Annotated in this window: 10 protein-coding genes; 7 read left to right on the top strand and 3 right to left on the bottom strand. The window is 44.8% G+C overall.

Annotated elements, in window-relative coordinates; all coding sequences use genetic code 11:
* Positions 1-7: 7 nt before the first annotated feature.
* From HC752_RS01405 to erpA, 3 genes are all read right to left on the bottom strand, one after another.
* Positions 8-3,178 carry an efflux RND transporter permease subunit gene (locus tag HC752_RS01405; protein WP_190333297.1) on the bottom strand — a complete coding sequence of 1,057 codons (3,171 nt, stop codon included), beginning with the start codon at positions 3,176-3,178 and terminating at the stop codon, positions 8-10.
* Positions 3,179-3,190: 12 nt separating this feature from the next.
* Complete coding sequence (locus HC752_RS01400) at positions 3,191-4,273, bottom strand: efflux RND transporter periplasmic adaptor subunit (RefSeq protein WP_190333296.1); 1,083 nt, start codon at positions 4,271-4,273, stop codon at positions 3,191-3,193.
* Positions 4,274-4,512: 239 nt separating this feature from the next.
* Positions 4,513-4,854: an iron-sulfur cluster insertion protein ErpA gene (gene erpA, locus HC752_RS01395; protein WP_190333295.1), complete on the bottom strand. Its 342-nt coding sequence runs from the start codon at positions 4,852-4,854 to the stop codon at positions 4,513-4,515.
* A gap of 221 nt (positions 4,855-5,075) precedes the next feature.
* Between erpA and hemL the strand changes: the two genes are divergently transcribed.
* From hemL to HC752_RS01360, 7 genes are all read left to right on the top strand, one after another.
* Positions 5,076-6,368, top strand: a complete 1,293-nt coding sequence (gene hemL / locus HC752_RS01390) for a glutamate-1-semialdehyde 2,1-aminomutase (protein ID WP_190333294.1) — start codon at positions 5,076-5,078, stop codon at positions 6,366-6,368.
* Positions 6,369-6,587: 219 nt separating this feature from the next.
* Positions 6,588-7,673: an AI-2E family transporter gene (locus HC752_RS01385; RefSeq protein ID WP_190333293.1), complete on the top strand. Its 1,086-nt coding sequence runs from the start codon at positions 6,588-6,590 to the stop codon at positions 7,671-7,673.
* Between the two features lie 91 nt (positions 7,674-7,764).
* A complete protein-coding gene (gene rsmC / locus HC752_RS01380) occupies positions 7,765-8,796 on the top strand; it encodes a 16S rRNA (guanine(1207)-N(2))-methyltransferase RsmC (RefSeq protein WP_190333292.1) in 1,032 nt (343 codons plus the stop codon).
* 236 nt (positions 8,797-9,032) lie between these two features.
* A complete protein-coding gene (locus tag HC752_RS01375) occupies positions 9,033-12,410 on the top strand; it encodes an ATP-binding protein (protein WP_190333291.1) in 3,378 nt (1,125 codons plus the stop codon).
* 895 nt (positions 12,411-13,305) lie between these two features.
* Entirely contained in the window at positions 13,306-14,985 is a 1,680-nt protein-coding gene (locus HC752_RS01370) for an ABC transporter substrate-binding protein (RefSeq protein ID WP_190333290.1), read from the top strand.
* Between the two features lie 157 nt (positions 14,986-15,142).
* A complete protein-coding gene (locus HC752_RS01365; RefSeq protein ID WP_190333289.1) occupies positions 15,143-16,129 on the top strand; it encodes an ABC transporter permease in 987 nt (328 codons plus the stop codon).
* Positions 16,130-16,131: 2 nt separating this feature from the next.
* Positions 16,132-17,157, top strand: a complete 1,026-nt coding sequence (locus HC752_RS01360) for an ABC transporter permease (protein WP_190333288.1) — start codon at positions 16,132-16,134, stop codon at positions 17,155-17,157.
* Positions 17,158-17,159: the final 2 nt, after the last annotated feature.

Raw genomic sequence — 17,159 nt, 5'->3', positions numbered from 1 at the left:
AGAGAAATCAGGACGCTTCGTTTACCAGTTCCAATTCTGGTTTTTCTGATTCTGACTTTTCAAGTTTTGTTTTTTCATCTGATTTAACTTCTGCTTTAGGTTCTCTCTCAAGCATAAGTAAGCAAGGGGTCAAAACCAGTGTTAATACCGTCGCAAATGCCAGACCACCAGCAACGGCAGTTGCTAACTGAGACCACCACTGAGTACTTGGCGCACCAAACTCTATCTTCTGATTGATAAGATCAATATTCATTTCCAAGACCATTGGTAACAAACCTAGGATGGTCGTCACAGTAGTTAACATCACTGGGCGAAGGCGCTGTACCCCCGTACGTAATATTGCATTGGTCTTATCTAAACCACGCTTTCTCAGCTGATTGTATGTATCGATGAGCACAATGTTGTTATTCACGACAATCCCCGCCAATGCTATAACACCAATTCCCGACATGATCACCCCAAATGGTCTTTGGAAAATCAACAAACCGAGAAAAACGCCAACGGTAGAAAACAACACCGCGCTTAAAATCAAAAATGCTTGATAGAAGCTGTTGAACTGAGTAATAAGAATCAACGCCATAACGGCCAAAGCAACCAGAAAAGCCTTTATCAAAAATGCAGAAGAGTTTTCTTGTTCTTCATTTTGCCCGCGGATCTTGTATTCCACGCCGGCGGGAAGATCCAGCTCTGCCAACGCTTTTTCAATGTTAGGCAGCTCATTCGCTAAGTTGTATTCATCTCCGTCTTTCATGTCTGCCATGATGTTGATGATGCGATACCCATCAAGACGCTTGATCGTATCTTGCTTTTGATACGGCTTAATTTCTGCAAAATTGGTCAGTGGTACTAACCCCATCTGAGTTTTGACTCTTAGTTGATCAAACCGACCAATATCTCGCTTGTCTTCAGGGAATCGCACCAGAATATCCACTTCTTCATTAGAGTCATCTGGAAGGTAGTCACCAATTTTCAAGCCGTTTGTTACAAACTGAACGGTGTTGCCCACCAAAGTGGCGTCTGCCGCAAAGCGAGAAGCGTCATCGCGTCGAATGTCGATTTGCCAATCAATACCTTCTTTGCTTGATGTGTCATTCAAGTTCGTGAACGCTGGGTATGAATCTGCCCAGTGACGGACTATTTTCGCGGCTTCATCCAAGTTATCAGGCAGGCTTGAAGACATCTCGATCACTAAGTCGTTTTCTACTGGAGGACCTGCGTCTGGGAATTTATATTCAATTTCCACCCCTGCAAACTTGTCTGTCACTTCACGCAATTCGTCGATGATGATTTTGACTTTACGGCGATACTGCCAATCTATGGGGGTAATTTGGATCTGCCCTATTTCGTCTTCTCCGCCCGTTTTGGTGTAGACACTTTCAAATTCATCGTGCCCTAAAACAACGGCTTCAACCTCACGCATGATGGTGTCTTTTTCACGTAAGGATAAATCGCCGTAAGAACGCACTTTGACGGTAAAGAAAGGGGGATCCACTTCTGGAAAGAATTCAGCACCTAGACCCGCTTTACCATAAGCAAAGCCAACGGCAACGGCTAGTAAGATTGCAGAAAATAAGATTTTAAGAGGATGCTTAATCGCGACGGATAGCGTTTTATAATATGCCTTGGTTAAGCCTGTCGCTTTTTCAAAGTCGCCATCATGCAAAGCCACCATTTCTTTCTGCTTAGCGGGAGAAACGTACTGCTGTTTACCTAACAGCCCCCCAAGAACTGGAACAAACAAAAGTGCCATGACTAAAGACGCACTTAACGTTGCAATCAAGGTCAGCGGTAGATACTTCATGAACTCGCCCGTGGTATCGGGCCAGAAGAGTAAAGGAGCAAATGCCGCAAGCGTGGTTGCGGTAGAGGCGGTAATCGGCCATGCCATTCGTTTTGCCGCATCTCGATAGGCCTCTTTCTTATCCACCCCTTCTTGCATTCTTCTGTCAGCAAACTCGGTCACGACAATAGCGCCATCCACCAGCATACCAACCGCCATGATCAACGAGAAAAGCACGACAATGTTTACCGTCAAACCAAATATCGCGAGGACCAGCAAACCAGTAAGAAATGAACCAGGAATCGAAACCCCCACCAAAAACGCTGTTCGAGTGCCGAGAATGGCAATGATCACAATAACAACAAGAATGATCGCAGACAGAATGTTATTTTGAAGATCGTTAAGCATGATCTTCACATCCTTCGACTCATCCCAAGTATATTTGACTAGCAGGTTCGATGGCCAGTCTTCTCGATTCTGTGCCTCTTCTAGAACCAACTTAACCAGATCAACGGTTTCAATGATGTTTTCGCCCGCTCGTTTCTTCACATCGAGTACCACAGCCGACTCACCATCAAGTCGGGCGTAGCTTTCTGGATCTCGAAATGCGCGCCTTACGATTGCAATATCACCAAACGTGACAACTTGTTTGCCATCGACTTTGACGGGCAACTCTAAAACGTCTTTTAAAGAATCAAAAACAGAAGGAACTTTAACAGAGAATCGACCATACCCTGTATCCACAAACCCTGCAGCAACGACCTTGTTATTTTGAGCAATCAGGTTATAGATATCGCCTTGATCAAGACCATAACTTTCCATCAGTAGAGGATCGACTATGATTTCAACAACATCATCGCGATCACCTGCAATATCCACTTCAAGAACCTGACGGAAACCTTCTAACTTATCTCGTATCTGGCGACCAATCTGAACAATAGTCCGCTCCGGCACTGTCCCGTACAGTACAACGGATAAAATCGGCTGCTCGGAAGCCAAGGTTACTTCGTTCACTGTGGGTTCGTCACTGCCTGCTGGCAACTTAGCTTTTGCTAAATCGACCGCTTCACGGACGTCAGCCATTGCTTTATTAAGATCGACACCAACATTGAATTCCAACATGACAGAAGCATGACCTTCTGATGCGGTGGAATTCATCTCTTTTACCCCTTCAATTGAACGCAGTTCCTGCTCAATAGGTCGGACAAGCAGTCGTTCTGAATCTCCAGGCGAAATCCCTTGGTACCCGACAGAAACATAAATGATAGGAATAGTAATATCTGGGCTGGATTCTTTGGGAATCGTTTGATAAGTCATCGCCCCTGCAATCAAAATCAAGAGCAACAAAGTGAGCATGGTGCGGCTACGTGAGAGTGCGGCATCAATTACGGAATACATAATACAGCCCTCTTATTGGCGAATAGCAATCACGGAATCGCCATCACGGACGAACCCATGCCCTACCGTAATGATATCCGCTTGACTGCCCAGCCCAGTCAGCCAAACACCATCTTGCTCGGCTTTAACCAATTGAATGGGAACAAACTTAACAATGTTTTTCTCTTGCACCGTTTTCACCCCTAAATTCCCGGATTCATCGAGTGCTAACATAGCAGGCGTGACTTTCACCGCGAGTTGAGTTTCCAATTTAAGGTCCACTTCCGCACTGACCCCAGCAGAGATCACCTGATCTCGATTGGGAATTTCAATCTCAATAGTAAAGGTGTTGGTTGCCTGCGATGAAACACGGGAAATATATCGTATACGACCTTCCACTTGTTCATCCGTTATCAGCCGAACAGACGCTGGCTGTTTCAATTTCAATTGCTGGATATGGCGTTCGCTTACGTCGGCTTTAACAACAAGAGTGGATAAATCCAATACGGTGGCAATAGACTCTCCAACGCCAACGAAGTCACCCACTTCAATCATCAAGTCTTCGATAAATCCAGTGAAAGGCGCTTCAACTTCTGTCTTTTCCAGTGCAAGTTGTGCGTTTCGAACGCTGGCGCGAGCATCGGTTAAAGAAGCCTGAGCATTGCTGTAAGCAACCTCACCTTGCAGCCCCCTTTGTTTCAGAGAGTTGGCTGCTTTAAACTCTTTCTCTTTCACGGTAAGCAGAGCTTTGGCTTTCTCTAGCCGAATATCCAAGTCTGCTTTGTCTATTTGGGCAATCACTTGCCCTTTTTTGACAAATTCACCTTTACTGGCTTTAAGCGCAATAATTTTCCCAGCGATTTCTGCACTGAGAGTGGCTTCACGGTTTGGTGCGGTACGACCATAAAGGTTAATATTTTTGGCGGTGGGTTGAGCAATGAAACGATCAACAACAACCTTTGCGAGTGGAACCGCTGCTTCCTGCTTATCGCTTTGTGGAGTCTCTTCCGCTCTTAGCATGCCAAGACCAAGCCAAACGGTAAGAGCTGTAACGAGTATGAGGGAAACTAGCCAAGGGCGTTGAGAGAAAAAGCCATGAGTTCTTGCAACTGGCATACAAATTCCTTGTTATATTTTTTGTCTTATACGACTTCCTAACGTAAAAGACTCAATTTAGACGGGGATTATATCTGAGCAACCTTAAGTTCAGATTAACATTGAATGACCCAATGCTAACCAAGTATACGGAAACAATACCGCGTACCGACCAACGTTTTGCATCCAATATCACAAAAAAATGAAAAACCCAGTAAGTTACTGGGTTTCTATTGCTTTAAGGGGGAGTGAAACTGAGACTACACGCTAAAAGAAGAACCACAGCCGCATGTTGTCGTTGCGTTAGGATTGTTCACGAAGAAGCGACTGCCTTCTAAACCTTCAGTATAATCGACAATACCGCCCACCAAATACTGCAGGCTCATTGGATCAACAACAAGAACAACACCATCATTTTCGATAATGGTATCCCCCTCATTAACAGATTCATCAAACGTAAATCCGTACTGAAAACCACTGCAACCACCTCCTGTGATATAAACACGCAGCTTCAGTTCTGGATTTTCTTCTTCAGAAATTAGGATTTTTACACGTGCTGCCGCCGTATCTGAAAAGGACAAGGGTACATTTACTTCGCTCACAACGACCTCTCTCACGCGGCTTATTTCATCAATACGCCGACTTATTAAAATTTCGAATATCCGGTGATTATCTAATACCTGACTGTTACGTTCAAGTATTGCCTATTTTGTTCAAGTATTACCTATTTCGACCTTAAGTCGCACAAAACTTTAAATTGGATAATGCAAAACCTACGGTTACCGTTACAATGCGTGCGTTCAACTTAAATAAGGATTTCTCCATGACCAAATCAGCTGAGCTGTATCAAAAAGCGCAAAACATTATTCCAGGAGGCGTTAACTCCCCTGTACGCGCTTTTAATGGTGTCGGTGGCTCACCGCTATTTATAGAACGAGCTGACGGCGCACTTATCTTTGATGCCGATGGTAAAGCTTATATCGATTATGTTGGTTCATGGGGGCCGATGATTCTTGGGCACAACCATGTTGCTGTACGTGACGCCGTTGTAGAGGCAGCGAATCGCGGTCTCAGTTTTGGTGCGCCAACAGAGATGGAAATCAAAATGGCAGAACTGGTGTCTGCATTGGTTCCCTCCATGGAGCAACTTCGCATGGTGAGCTCAGGAACAGAAGCCACGATGAGTGCGATTCGATTAGCTCGTGGCTACACAGGTCGAGACAAAATCCTAAAATTCGAGGGTTGCTACCATGGTCATGCCGATAGTCTACTGGTAAAAGCAGGCTCAGGAGCACTGACCCTAGGCCAGCCGAGCTCTCCTGGTGTCCCTGCGGATTTTGCGAAATATACTCTTACCGCGACTTTTAACGACTTGGAGTCGGTAAAAGAGCTGTTTGCTGCAAACAAAGGGGAAATCGCCTGCATTATTGTAGAACCGGTTGCCGGCAATATGAACTGTATCCCGCCTGTCGAAGGCTTTCATGAGGGTTTACGTAGCATCTGCGATCAAGAAGGTGCGTTACTGATTTTTGATGAAGTCATGACAGGGTTCCGTGTTGCACTAGGCGGCGCTCAAGCTTATTACAACATTCAGCCAGATTTAACGACACTAGGCAAAGTGATTGGCGGTGGTATGCCTGTAGGGGCATTTGGCGGCAAGAAAGAAGTGATGCAACACATTGCGCCAACAGGCCCTGTGTATCAAGCGGGCACCCTTTCTGGGAACCCCGTAGCAATGGCCGCCGGCTATGCGTGTTTGCAGGAGCTGATGTGCGAAGGCAATGAGCAGCGCTTAGCCGATGTGACCAAGCAATTGGCCGATGGCTTTAAAGAATTAGCCGATAAAAATGGCATCCCTTTAGTTGTAAATCAAGTGGGGGGGATGTTTGGTTTCTTCTTTACCGATCAGACGAGTATTACCAGCTATGAAGACGTTACAAAATGCGATATTGAGCGTTTTAAACGATTCTTCCACCTTATGCTCGATCACGGTGTGTATCTTGCCCCTTCGGCATTTGAAGCAAGTTTCACTTCTTTGGCGCACGGCAGTAAAGAAATTAATGCGACGTTGGAAGCGGCAGACCGCTGCTTTGCAATTCTTGCTTCTGAGGCTTAGCCCTTAAGTTCCAACCGTTATTCTGGGCAGTCGAGACTGCCCTTCTTTTGATCAATCAAGCCGCGAATACATGTTGGAATTACAGACCTCTGTTTTCTTTCCGCGAAATACCGACTACAAAAAAACACCGACTAAAAGTTAAACACTCATCTTTTGTTGATAACCGATTGTATTGACGCCATTATAACTCAGAGACAAAATCATATTAGGGGCAATACCGTGTCAGACAAACTCAAGTTATCTTCCAGCCACTGGGTACTAATACTCGCGCTTCTCGCTGCGGGCTATGCGTGTTACTTGCTTGTCCAACCCTACATTAATTCGATTATTTTGGCTTTCATTATATCTCTGCTGATGTTCCCTGTGCATGAGTGGTTAGAGGGTAGAATGCCAAACTACAAAAACACCGTCTCTGTCCTATCTTGCGTGCTACTCACTGTCATCATTGTTCTGCCTTTATTAGCCGTCTTTGCTGCCATCGTTCAACAAGGATCGGGGTTTTCTCAAAGTGCCTATTACTGGCTAACGCACGGTGGCATTCAAGAAGCGACGTCGCACCCATTTGTGATCAAAGTACTCGGTTTTATTAATGAGTATCTGCCTTTTGATACCATTGACCCGCAGCAAATAGATCAACGTGTCGCAGAATTTGTCTCTCAATTTGGTTCACAGTTAGTGGCATTCAGCGCCAAAGTCCTTGGGGATGCGACCAACTTCTTAATGGATTTCTTCTTAATGCTGTTTGTGCTTTTCTTCCTACTAAGAGATCACGACAAAATCATTAAAGCTATCCGCCACATACTTCCTCTTTCTCGTAGTCAAGAAGATCGTCTGCTTGAAGAAATTGAAAAAGTATCAAAGTCGGCAGTGTTAGGGTCATTTCTAACTGCAATAGCCCAAGGTTTGGCCGGGGGGATTGGGATGTGGCTTGCGGGGTTCCCTGGGCTATTTTGGGGAACAATGATGGGGTTTGCTTCTTTTATCCCACTTGTTGGCACCGCCTTGATTTGGATACCTGCTGCGATTTATCTCTTCGTTACTGGTGATACAGGTTGGGCAATTTTCTTAAGCATATGGAGCGTCGTCATCGTTGGTTCTATCGATAACATATTACGACCACTGCTAATGCAGGGCAGTGCTGGAATGAATACATTGATGATTTTTTTCTCCCTATTAGGAGGCATCCAGCTCTTTGGGTTAATAGGTCTCATCTACGGTCCGCTCATTTTTGCCGTCACCATGGTGTTGTTCACTATTTACGAAGAAGAATTTCAAACCTTCTTGAATAAACAAGACAACAGTTAGCGTCTGTTGATTTTAATTGCTTCTTAGGCACTTCAAGCTATGGTCGGATTGTGCGAGAATCCGACCATATTTTTCTTATTGAGATCCTTTCATGTCGGCATTTACCGCTCCTAGTCAAATTGCAGAGCGAAATCTGGAATATTTTAATGGCAAACACGTATTGGTTGCGGGCGAAGCAGAAGACCTGTTTCCTTTAGAACTCGCCAAGAGCTGTGAAAGTGTTTCCGTATTTACGACCCATTATGGTTACTACCGCCAACTTGAAAACCACAACTCAATTCAACGTTTTTTTGGTGCGGAATTTACAGCGCCAAGCCACGCCGATCTTATATTGCTCTATTGGCCAAAAGCAAAAGCCGAAGCCGAATATTTGTTGGCAATGCTGATGAGCAAATTGGGTGTCGATACCGAAATTGTCGTGATTGGAGAAAACCGTTCCGGCATCAAAAGTATAGAAAAATTTTTTAAACCTTATGGGGTTATCAAGAAATACGATTCAGCACGCCGCTGCTCGTTTTATTGGGGGCAATGCACCAAAGAGCCTGCTGAATTTAATATCCAACAATGGTACAAAAGCTATTCAATCAGCATTGGCGGAGCGGATTTAACGGTAAAAAGTTTACCTGGTGTGTTTAGCCACGGTGAGTGTGATCTTGGTACTCTATTGCTATTGAAAACGCTTCCTAGCTTGGCTGGAAAAGTGCTCGATTTCGGGTGTGGTGCAGGCGTCATTGGCGCGGCGATGGCGAATCAGTTCCCTAATATAAACTTGTCTATGTGCGATGTCAGCGCACTCGCCGTGGCCTCCTCCAAAGCGACACTTGCCGCTAACCATATTGAAGGTCATGTCTTTGCAACTGACGTGTATTCAGATGTGAAGGATTCCTATGATTTCTTGATCTCCAATCCGCCGTTTCATGCCGGCTTAGATACTAGCTACAGTGCGACAGAAACATTATTGGCTCAAGCCCCCGACTACTTGAATCGAAACGGGACACTACATCTCGTAGCCAATAGCTTTCTAAAGTATCCTCCCATCATTGAGAAAGCATTTGGTCACTGCGAATTAGCGGAAAAAACAACAAAGTTCGCTATTTACCAAGCAGTAAAGCATAACCGCTAGGATTTATCTGCCAGCCTACTCTCCCAAGCTGGCAGCGACTTTCAGTGCTATGCTGTTGCGACGGTTGCTTGGCTTCTCCCAATTTTTGCGTTACTGACCACGATTTATATGGCACTTACTTGATTAAGAAAAAAAACCTCGTATAAACGTTAAAATCGTCATTTCCCTTTTTGTCGTTTTCGTCGTAGTCCATGAAAACGGCTTAAGTTGTTCATAGGCTTTTTTAAACGACACTTATGTTTAAACCTAATAAAAAACAAAAATTTAAACGTCTTCAGCACACATTAATGGTGGCATTTCTCGTTTTGAGCATCACGCCACTGACGATGATCGCGCTGTTTTTTTTACAGTCTCACAGTAAAGACTTACAAGAACAAAGTACGTCTCACCTACTTTCAGTTCGAGACACAAAAAAACAACAGCTGCTTGATTACTTCGAAGCCAAAGAGTCTGAAGTGATGGGCTTTGTCCGTTCTGAGCTAGCGTATAATAGTGGAGGAAGATTCTACGGTTTAATCAATGCTTTTAATAACTTAGGCGAAACCATTGAACAAGCTCGAAGCTATGCACAGCAACGTTACATACCAGGTTCTGGCGATCAAATAAAAACCTCGATTCTACCAGAGTCCGAGGACTATCAAGGCAGTGAGCGCTATCGGTTAATGCACAAACGCTATCACCGCCGCTATGTCGATTTGCTTAAACGCAGTGATTTTGACGATATTTTATTGGTTGATATGGATGGTAATGTCGTCTATTCCCTAAATAAATACGACAACTACGGCACTAACCTAATCACTGGAAAATACAGTGAAAGCAACCTTGGGAAAACCTTTAGTGCATTAAAAGAAAAAGTGAAAAAGCACAAAGATAACCAAGATATTACCCCTATTGCCATGTCGGACTTTGCTTTAGAGGGCAATGAACATGTCGCATGGTTTGCCGCCCCTATTCTTCAACATGAATACCTGCACAGTTATGCGCTGTTTCGCCTACCAAGTACCAAACTTTTGTCTTTGTTTGAAGATGCAGCGACAAGCAAAACAATCAAAGCTTTCTTAGTCGGTAATGACAAAGCGGCGCGCATTTTTAACGTATCTCAAGAAGAAATTGACGAAAGTGCCGAGGTCATCAACCTCGCATTAAGCGATCAAACGTCGGTAACAACATTTGTAAACACCTCTGGTGAAAAGATCATTGCCGCATACACAAACATTAAAATTCAAAACATCGAATGGGCATTAGTTGCCGAGCGCACAGAAGCAGAAGCGTTTGCGCGGATCCAACAACTTGAGAAAGTGTTTGTGGTGACCATGTTCATCGCGATCATCTTGGTGGTCATTTGTTCACATTATCTGTCCAATTTTATTACCTCTCCTCTTCTCAAACTCACTTGGTCTGCGGAACGCGTGTCTGCTGGAGACCTAGATGAAGTGATGTTTGAGACAAAACGTAAAGATGAAATAGGCAGATTAGGCGTCAGCTTTCAGCGCATGCAGCGCTCCATACGTGAAAAGATTCTAACCATAAAATCCCAGAATGAAGAACTAGAAACACACTTGAAGATAATTCAAAACCAAAATGATGAATTGCAGCTTGCCAATAAGTTAAAAGATGAGTTTCTCGCAACGACTTCTCACGAATTGAGAACACCATTACACGGAATGGTTGGTATTGCCGAAGCTCTAATCAGTGGCGCAAATGGTCCGATCCCAGCCAATCAAAAACATCAATTGGATATCATCATCAACAGTGGTCAAAGGCTGGCAACGTTGGTTGATGATTTACTCGATTACCATAAGATGCGCTATGGTAGCTTAGATATTCAAGCTTCAGCAGTAAACTTATCCTCATCAACTCGGCTTGTTTTAGAACTATCCCAACACTTACTGGGCAATAAATCCATCAGGATCATCAATCAAGTTCCAATGGATCTCCCTTTGGTTTCCGCCGATCCACAACGCATTGAGCAAGTACTTTACAACCTGATCGGCAATGCCATTAAGTACACATCTGAAGGCAAAATTGTGATTTCCGCTACCGTACTCGACGAGAAGCTTAGGGTGCAAGTCGTCGATACGGGGCAAGGTATTCCAGCAGAACAACTGGAACATATATTCGAACCCTTGATTCAAGCTGGCCAAGACTCTAGTCGCTATCGGCAAGGAGCTGGACTAGGATTATCGATCAGCCGTCAGTTAATCGAACTGATGGGGGGGACGCTGTATGTCAGCAGCCAACCTTTGGTGGGAACCACATTCAGTTTCTCGTTACCTCTCGCCTCTGAAGAAGAAATTTCCACCTCCAAACAGCTAGGTACACAAAGCCATTTTCAGGCACCTGACAGCGCTAAGCTGGATGAGAATTCACTCCCTGAGAATCCAGATGGTCCACTGATTGTTGTTGCGGATGACGAACCAGTGAACCTACAGATTCTAGACAGTTTCCTCAAAATGGAAGGCTACAGAGTAAAAACAGCGAAAGACGGTACTGAGGTCTTAGAATCTGTACAGCAAGAGAAACCTGAACTGCTCCTTTTAGACGTTATGATGCCAGGGTTAAGCGGTTATCAAGTATGTGAACAACTCAGATTAAGCTATGACCACTCAGAGCTCCCCATCATCATGCTCACGGCTTTAAGCCAAACTAATGACAGAATCAAAGGCTTTGACAGTGGTGCTAATGACTATCTCACTAAACCATTCAACAAGTTAGAACTTGCATCACGAATTAAAGCTCACCTCGCGGCAAGTAAAGCAGAACTTAGAAGAATTGAGAACGACAAACTGCAAGCTGAATTAAAACAACGTGCACTTGTCGAGGCAAACTTGCTTGAAACGCAAGGTAGGCTGCTTGAGCAATTAGAGTCAGCTCCTGAAGCCATCCTTTGCCTTCGAGACGATGGTAGAATTCGTTTCGCTAACGAAGCCGCGGCAAAGCTGTTTAAGCGAACACAAGAGCAACTTAAACGGTCGAATGGCGATGAGGTCATCGCCCCTAAATATCTAAACCTTCAGCAAGATCATTTCTGTGGGGGTATTGATGTATACATCGATGATCGGCGCGACCACATCTCTGCAGACGTGCTAAAACTCCCTGAAGGATCCGATATCCACTATATGTATATATTCAATGTTGGTGGTGGCTTAAATGCCACCAGAATTAACAACCTAGAAACCGCCGTAGAAGCGTTGTCGAGCTATGCGTTTGAAGGAGATAAGGGCAAGCTGCAACAGCTAAAAGAGCTAGGTGGCGAATTTACGCGCATCGCCGACAAAGTATCGGGGCGTGGCGGGGATAAACAAGAGCTGATGAGAGAAATTCTCGTCGATTCAATGACGACAGCCATCGATTACTGGGAGTCTGAAACGGGTCAGACGAAGTTCTCTTTCGCGGAGCAAAGTGGACTATGGCGTGTCTATCTAGACAGAAGCACACTTCAAACCCGAACGCTCGACAAGTATTTGAGAGTGGAAACACTGCCAAAAACGCCAAGATGGCGAACCGTCATAAACTCTATTGAGTTCATATTAGAGCATTGCCATACCCCGAGTAGCCAACGTGAAAAGCTGATTACACTAAGAGATAAACTGCAAAAGCTCTTAACGTCGTAACACAGGCAGCAAGGCGATTAAAGCAAACAAAGGCTTCGAGTAAGAAGCCTTTTTTATTGTCATCATGCTTCACCCTTTCAGCGCCACAGCCCCTTCCTACCCTATCCACATTCAGTAGCATTGATGACCTATAGAAGCCATTCTACTGACCTCATCACACTTGATTGAAATCAGGAAGCGAATCCTCTTAAACGGTGCAAACATCACACAGAAGCCGATTTGAAAACCATGTTTGTACCATATCCAGCCTACCGATTCCTTTATACGAATCTGACGACCTAATGAATGTAAGGCGGTTTTGTACAATACGATTTGTTTTTATCCCGTGAGTCAGATTCCGTTATTTCACTGTTTAAAATAACCCTGAAATCACGACACTGAATGGCTTTATATTTCGTTATTTTTACGAATTTTCAGGTAAATCCTTTGTTTTGTTACGTCTTTGAGAAGCCAGTCACAACAAATTGTCAGAATAATTTCTTCGATGTAAATTAACGTAAAAATCAGATAGTGAGTAAGATCTCTTTAAAGAGAGGTCACTGAAAAAAGCCCAACGCAACAAGTAGCAAGGGGTTAGTAATCACTAACAAATTAAGATTACCCCCCCTCTTAATTAGATATTGATCACACTGTAAATTTTGACTAAAAAACACACAGCAAACCTAATTTTGACGTTTATGACGTAGTTAAATGCCGTTTTGACGTTTTTAACGGACACCCTGTTTGACCATTGACTCTGCAAGGTGTTTTCTTAGCCCTGACCGAAGGCTATAGGCCACCCAACTTCTTTCCACTGTCGAAGTTGGCGGATGTTGGGATAGCCCCGGCGAGTGTTTATCAATTGATGACATTCACATCCATTTAGTGAAATAAAAGCAATGAGTAAGGAACAGCTATGCTTGCCAATATTAAAAAGACAGCGCTAGCAGTCGCAGTAGTTGCTGCAGCAACTGCCGTCGCTCCAGTAGTTTCAGCTGCAGAGCGTAGTGAACTGACTATTCACCCGAAAGAGTTCACCACGTTCGTTCGTAACTTCAACCCGTTCTTGGGTGCCACTCACCTTCACACCACTTGGGACTTCCTGTACGAGCCTTTGGTTGTGTTTAACGAAATGCACGGCAACACGCCAGTTATGCGTTTGGCTGAAGACTTTAAAATGTCTGACGACCTAATGAGCGTAACTTTTGACATTCGTAAAGGTGTGAAATGGTCGGATGGTGAAAAGTTCACTGCAGACGACGTGATATTCTCTTTCGACCTTGTGAAGAAAACCCCCGCTCTTGACCAGCATGGTACAAACAACTGGGTTGCGAATGTTGAGAAAATCGACGAATACAAAGTACGCTTCCGTTTGACCGAAGCGAACTCAAACGTACCTTACGAAATTGCTAAAGTTTCTATCGTACCTGAGCACATTTGGTCTAAAGTTGAAGACCCAACAACCTTTATGAACGAAAACCCTGTGGGTTCAGGTCCATTCACAGAAATTGCGACTTTCACACCTCAGCTTTACGTTCAATGTCGTAACCCACAATACTGGGATAACGATAACCTAGAGGTGGACTGTCTACGTGTTCCTCAAATCGCCAACAACGACCAATTCTTAGGTAAAGTTGTTAACAGCGAACTAGACTGGACTTCTTCGTTCATTCCAGACATCGACCGTACTTACGCAGCAGCAAGCCCTAAACACCACTACTGGTACCCGCCATCAGGCACTCAGGCGTTTGTTGTAAACTTCAAGAACCCAGATGCCGCGAAAAACGAAGCACTGACTAACGTCGACTTCCGCCGTGCATTCTCTATGGCTCTAGACCGTCAAACGATCATCGACATCGCGTTTTACGGTGGCGGTACGGTCAATGACTTTGCATCTGGTCTAGGTTATGCGTTTGAAGCATGGTCTGATGAAAAGACGCACAACAAGTACAAGGTCTACAACACGTACAATGTTGATGGTGCTAAAGCACTTCTGAATAAAGCGGGCTTCAAAGACGTAAACAACGATGGTTTCGTTGACACGCCATCGGGCAAATCTTTTGAGTTGTTGGTTCAGTCTCCAAACGGTTGGACAGACTTTAACAACACAGTACAGTTAGCGGTTGAGCAGCTTCAAGAAGTTGGCATCAAAGCACGTGCACGTACTCCTGACTTCTCAGTGTACAACCAAGCGATGCTGGAAGGTACTTACGACGTTGCATACACAAACTACTTCCACGGTGCAGACCCGTACATATACTGGAACAGTGCGTACAACTCAAACCTTCAAGAAGGTGCTGGTATGCCTCGTTTTGCAATGCACTACTTCAAAGACAGCAAGCTAGATTCACTTCTAGACAGCTTCTACAAGACGGCAAACAAAAACGAGCAACTTGAAATCGCTCATGGTATTCAACAAATCATCGCCTCTAACCAAGTAACGATTCCTGTGATGTCTGGTGCTTACATGTACCAATACAACACAACTCGTTTCACAGGTTGGTGGAGTGAGAAGAATCCGAAGGGACGTCCAAATGTATGGGCCGGTATCCCTGAGCGTCTGCTTCACGTACTGGACCTAAAACCAGTTAAGTAAGCAATAAACTTTGCGGTGCGCATTCCGTGCACCGCTCTCTAAACCCTCTCCCTAGTTGTTTAAGGTATGGCGCTCGTCGTCAGGGGGTTTTTCGTTCCAAATAGGGCGTCCTGAAACCAGGATCAGGTAAAAAATCTGGGTGAGTAAGGTATAAGTTATGGGATATTTTTTAAGACGTTTGTCGTTTTACTTTATTGCGCTGTTAGTTGCAGCCACTTTGAACTTCATCATTCCGCGAGCAATGCCAGGTGACCCTGTTACCATGATGTTCGCTAACGCTTCGGTTCAGGTAACCCCTGAGCGTATTGAAGCAATGAAACAACTACTGGGCTTTGTGGATGGTCCAATTTGGGTGCAGTATTTTGCCTACATGAAAAACATCCTAAGTTGGGAACTGGGCACGTCAATTCAGTTCTACCCTCTCAGTGTAAACGAGCTGCTGGGTAGCGCGTTTGGCTGGTCACTATTCCTAGCCGGTACTGCCGTTGTTCTATCCTTTTCGATCGGCTCTATATTAGGTATTTTCGCGGCTTGGAAACGTGGTAGCCGTTACGACACCTTTATCACTCCAGGTATGTTGATCATTCAGGCTGTACCGCAGGTTGTTATTGCGATGCTGGCTTTGTTTACCTTTGCGATTGGTCTTAAGTGGTTCCCTACGGGGTACGCCTACACAGCAGGGACATTACCTGAATGGACGAGCTGGGAATTTTATAAAGACGCCGCTTATCACGCCATTCTTCCTTTATTCTGTGCGTCCGTTGTACAAATCGGTGGCTTTTTGGTGAACATGCGTAACAACATGATCAACTTGTTGGCTGAAGATTACATCACCATGGCGAAAGGCAAGGGTCTAAGTGAAAACCGAGTGGTGTTCAACTATGCAGCCCGTAACGCCCTACTTCCGAGTGTGACAGCCCTTTCTATGTCTCTTGGCATGGCGATCGGTGGTCAGCTTATCATCGAAATCATCTTTAACTACCCTGGTCTTGGCTCAGTGTTATTTAACGCTATTCACGCTCGTGATTACCAAGTACTTCAGGGACAACTACTCATTATGACCCTGTTTATGTTGTTCTTTAACCTGGTTGCAGACATGTTGTATGTGGTTCTTGACCCACGCCTACGTAAGGGAGGCAAATAATCATGAAAGGTTTCGCTAAATTAGTTTGGGGTAACCCAGTTGCAATGATTGGTGTCATTATTCTTAGCCTGTTCTTATTCATGGCTTTAGCAGCACCGATGATTACAAAACACGCACCAGATAAGCGTACAGGTAAACCTCATGAATACCCTGGTTTCGTGGTAAAGGCCGCTCAAAACAGTCCTGATGGATGGGTTGCAGAAAACTTAGCAACAGACCGTCGAACTCTGCTGATGTCTAAAAAAGCAGAGCATGTTTTAGGGACAACGCGCATGGGACGTGACGTATGGTCTCAGCTAGCTTACGGTGCTCGCGTATCACTTTCAGTCGGCTTTGGTGCGGGTATTACCGTGTGTTTCCTTGCCACTATCATTGGTATCTCAGCAGGTTACTTTGGGGGTCGAGTCGATGACATTCTGACTGCCGCAATGAATATCATGCTCGTTATTCCGCAATACCCACTCTTGTTTGTACTGGCGGCGTTTATTGGTGAGGCAGGGCCGTTAACCATTGCCATCATAGTGGGGTGTACCTCCTGGGCTTGGGGAGCAAGGGTTATCCGCTCACAAACATTGGCACTGCGCGAGAAAGAGTTTGTTAAAGCGGCAGAGGTCTTGGGTGAATCTTCTTGGAGAATCATCTTCGTTGAAATCTTGCCAAATCTTATCCCAATCGTAGGTGCTAGCTTCATCGGCTCAGTGATGTACGCCATCATGATGGAAGCCACAATCTCGTTCCTCGGTCTTGGCGACCCAAGCACCATCAGTTGGGGCATCATGCTTTACAACGTGCAAACTTCTTCATCAATGCTGATTGGCGCTTGGTGGGAACTTGTTGCTCCATGTATGGCATTGACGCTGCTTGTTACCGGTCTTGCACTGCTTAACTTCGCGGTAGACGAAATTGCTAACCCGCAACTGCGTTCTCACAAAGGCATGAAGCGTTGGAAAAAACTCAACGCTCAAGACCAAAAAGAACGTCAGCCAGAACTACCACCACAAAATGCACTTTGGAGCGGAGACAAGTAATT

The organism is Vibrio sp. S9_S30 (assembly GCF_014694455.1).
In the GTDB taxonomy this organism is placed as follows: domain Bacteria; phylum Pseudomonadota; class Gammaproteobacteria; order Enterobacterales; family Vibrionaceae; genus Vibrio.
This window is presented reverse-complemented; position numbering and strand designations above follow the sequence as displayed.

Bases quoted from the DNA above. Each gene is read 5' to 3' on its own strand.
- HC752_RS01405 (WP_190333297.1), bottom strand. From the start codon at position 3,178: ATGTATTCCGTAATTGATGCCGCACTCTCACGTAGCCGCACCATGCTC.
- HC752_RS01400 (WP_190333296.1), bottom strand. From the start codon at position 4,273: ATGCCAGTTGCAAGAACTCATGGCTTTTTCTCTCAACGCCCTTGGCTA.
- hemL (WP_190333294.1), top strand. From the start codon at position 5,076: ATGACCAAATCAGCTGAGCTGTATCAAAAAGCGCAAAACATTATTCCA.
- rsmC (WP_190333292.1), top strand. From the start codon at position 7,765: ATGTCGGCATTTACCGCTCCTAGTCAAATTGCAGAGCGAAATCTGGAA.
- HC752_RS01375 (WP_190333291.1), top strand. From the start codon at position 9,033: ATGTTTAAACCTAATAAAAAACAAAAATTTAAACGTCTTCAGCACACA.
- HC752_RS01370 (WP_190333290.1), top strand. From the start codon at position 13,306: ATGCTTGCCAATATTAAAAAGACAGCGCTAGCAGTCGCAGTAGTTGCT.
- HC752_RS01365 (WP_190333289.1), top strand. From the start codon at position 15,143: ATGGGATATTTTTTAAGACGTTTGTCGTTTTACTTTATTGCGCTGTTA.
- HC752_RS01360 (WP_190333288.1), top strand. From the start codon at position 16,132: ATGAAAGGTTTCGCTAAATTAGTTTGGGGTAACCCAGTTGCAATGATT.